Source organism: Escherichia sp. TW14182, assembly GCF_000208525.1.
Lineage (GTDB): Bacteria > Pseudomonadota > Gammaproteobacteria > Enterobacterales > Enterobacteriaceae > Escherichia > Escherichia ruysiae.
In genome coordinates, this window is record NZ_AEJZ01000505.1 from 1 (window position 1) to 2026 (window position 2026).

Sequence of the window (2026 nt, forward strand, 5' to 3'; positions counted from 1 at the left end):
TGCGCTTCCGTTTCACCTTTTAACCAACGGCGATAGATGTTCTGCTGATTGTTCCAGTCCTTGCCTGGTGTCAGAGACAATTCACCTCCCCCCTGGCGCAGATATTCTTCAGTAATTGCGTTAGCGACCCACGCCTGCCCTTTTTCGGCCGCCAGGGCTAACAACACTGATTCGATGTGCTCATGCCTGATTTTCATGAATCAACCGCTCCTATGCTGTTTTCGCTATGCTTACCGTCTGGGGGGAATACATCGTCAAGTCCACAATGAGCGCCAAGCCGATTAAGGGTAGAAACAATTTTTCTGCACTCCTCTAGTCCCGGGGTACGAAAATTTGCTTCGTAATTTGCCAGTCGGCTTTGTATCCACCCTAACTGAACAGCAAGTTGTCTTTGAGACAGCCCAAGCTGTTTTCGATATGTTGAAATTTTGTTCATTGAAAACCTCCGATGACAATTTTAAACACACCTTGTGTTATATGGTCAAGCTGTTTTGTGTTTTATGTAAATCACGATTCGTGATACAAGGATGCAATGGAAAAAGAAAACGAAAAAATTGCCGCTAGTAGGCTCAATGACAAAATTGCAATGCGTCTTAAAGAGCGCAGGCAGAAGCTTGGTTTATCTCAAGGAAAACTTGCTGAAATCTGCGGATGGACGCAATCGCGTATAGGTAACTATGAGGCGGGCAGCAGAAATGTTGGAGTGCATGACGCTGTCGTATTGGGAAAGGCACTTGGCATATCTCCTCCTGAGCTCCTATTTGGAGAACAGGAATCTTCTGAATTGTGGTTAAATGAATCCCAACGAAAACTTCTTGAGTTGTTTAACCAGCTACCGGGCTCAGAACAACAACGAATGATTGAGCTATTTGAAGTCCGGCTAAAAGAAATCGATGAGTATGTAGAAAAATATTTGAGAGGCAGGCTTAAAGATAATCCCCCACAGGAGTAATGATCTTGCTATCACAGTAATATGCCAATCAGCCCGCTATCAGCGGGCTTTTTTGTACCATCATCATATGGCACTCACCACAAAACACATTTCGTGTTGACATAAGAAAACGCATTGTGTTTAATAAGCATATCCAAACAACGCCCCACCAGAGAACGGCAGGACAATACCTCGAGTTATCCAGCCACTGAACAGGGCTAAGTAGCCAGCCTGAGGCATACGAACATGACGGCAGTTGTTGATTGATACAAAGCGCAGTAGATAAAACGTTCCGCCACCCGGCGTTAAGGGGGAAAGGAAAACAATGTTCACGCACGATATATATCCGTCAAAAACGGGAAGAAGCGTACTCACTCTTGCATCCGAACTTTCTGAGCTGGCAGCAGAGATGGCAAAAGATAAAGGCATTACACCGAAAGATGCACGTCTCGCACTGGAACTGGCCAGCAGGGTTTCTGCTAACACAAAAGAGACTCCAAATGATCTGATTAAAAGAATGGCTGATGCCATGAAAAAAGTCAGTGAAGCTGCAAATGATCTAAAAGTTGAAAGTGCACTGGAAGATCTGCGAATCGTAGTAAATGCGATGATCGAGGAGATGTGACCGGCACCACAAGGTGCCAGTCAGGGGAAAACTAGACAGAGCGGAATACTGGAATTTTCGACTGAGGACCATCTACTGGGCGTATGCTTTCACGTAAGCGTGCATCGAGCCTGATAGCCTCTTCCGAATGTTCAATCTTATAACCCGATGAACACCTCATTGCTTGCAATTTCACATCAAGGTCAGGAAGAACGGCAAAACTACCATGATTTGGACAATGATAAATTTTCAAAAACTCGCGCTGCCCTTCAACTAAAGTCTGCACAGAAGATGTAGCCAAACAAACAGGGCAGAGTGAAGTAATTACCATACTAAATTCCTTACTGGTTGTGTGAGAACTCCAGTATACCACCGAGCCTGAAGTGGTAAAAAAAGACAGGCGCACAACACGAAAGCGCACGGAGGAGGTGTTTTTCCCTTAGAAGGCTTGTCGTTAAATTTCTTCGACCGTGCGCTTCCGGTTGTGGCAA

General features: G+C 45.1%; 5 protein-coding genes. 2 read left to right on the plus strand and 3 right to left on the minus strand.

Annotated elements, in window-relative coordinates; genetic code table 11:
• Positions 1-197, minus strand: a 197-nt coding sequence (locus tag EQY_RS0123705; protein ID WP_000702034.1) for a toxin YdaT family protein, incomplete at its 3' end; no start/stop codon positions are given.
• Entirely contained in the window at positions 194-436 is a 243-nt protein-coding gene (locus EQY_RS0123710) for a helix-turn-helix transcriptional regulator (RefSeq protein WP_001033914.1), read from the minus strand. The genes EQY_RS0123710 and EQY_RS0123705, both read right to left, overlap by 4 nt.
• Positions 437-532: 96 nt before the next feature.
• Here EQY_RS0123710 and EQY_RS0123715 point away from each other — a divergent pair, with 96 nt between their 5' ends.
• Together EQY_RS0123715 and EQY_RS0123720 are read left to right on the plus strand one after the other, a co-directional pair.
• Positions 533-952, plus strand: a complete 420-nt coding sequence (locus EQY_RS0123715; RefSeq protein WP_000410106.1) for a helix-turn-helix domain-containing protein — start codon at positions 533-535, stop codon at positions 950-952.
• Positions 953-1256: 304 nt separating this feature from the next.
• The gene (locus EQY_RS0123720; RefSeq protein WP_000494027.1) at positions 1257-1556 is read left to right on the plus strand and encodes a hypothetical protein; all 300 of its coding nucleotides are present in this window, start codon (positions 1257-1259) and stop codon (positions 1554-1556) included.
• 31 nt (positions 1557-1587) lie between these two features.
• Here the strand turns inward: EQY_RS0123720 and EQY_RS26455 are convergent, their stop codons facing one another.
• The gene (locus EQY_RS26455; RefSeq protein WP_134873539.1) at positions 1588-1866 is read right to left on the minus strand and encodes a hypothetical protein; all 279 of its coding nucleotides are present in this window, start codon (positions 1864-1866) and stop codon (positions 1588-1590) included.
• Positions 1867-2026: the final 160 nt, after the last annotated feature.

Bases quoted from the DNA above. Each gene is read 5' to 3' on its own strand.
- EQY_RS0123710 (WP_001033914.1), bottom strand. From the start codon at position 436: ATGAACAAAATTTCAACATATCGAAAACAGCTTGGGCTGTCTCAAAGA.
- EQY_RS0123715 (WP_000410106.1), top strand. From the start codon at position 533: ATGGAAAAAGAAAACGAAAAAATTGCCGCTAGTAGGCTCAATGACAAA.
- EQY_RS0123720 (WP_000494027.1), top strand. From the start codon at position 1,257: ATGTTCACGCACGATATATATCCGTCAAAAACGGGAAGAAGCGTACTC.
- EQY_RS26455 (WP_134873539.1), bottom strand. From the start codon at position 1,866: ATGGTAATTACTTCACTCTGCCCTGTTTGTTTGGCTACATCTTCTGTG.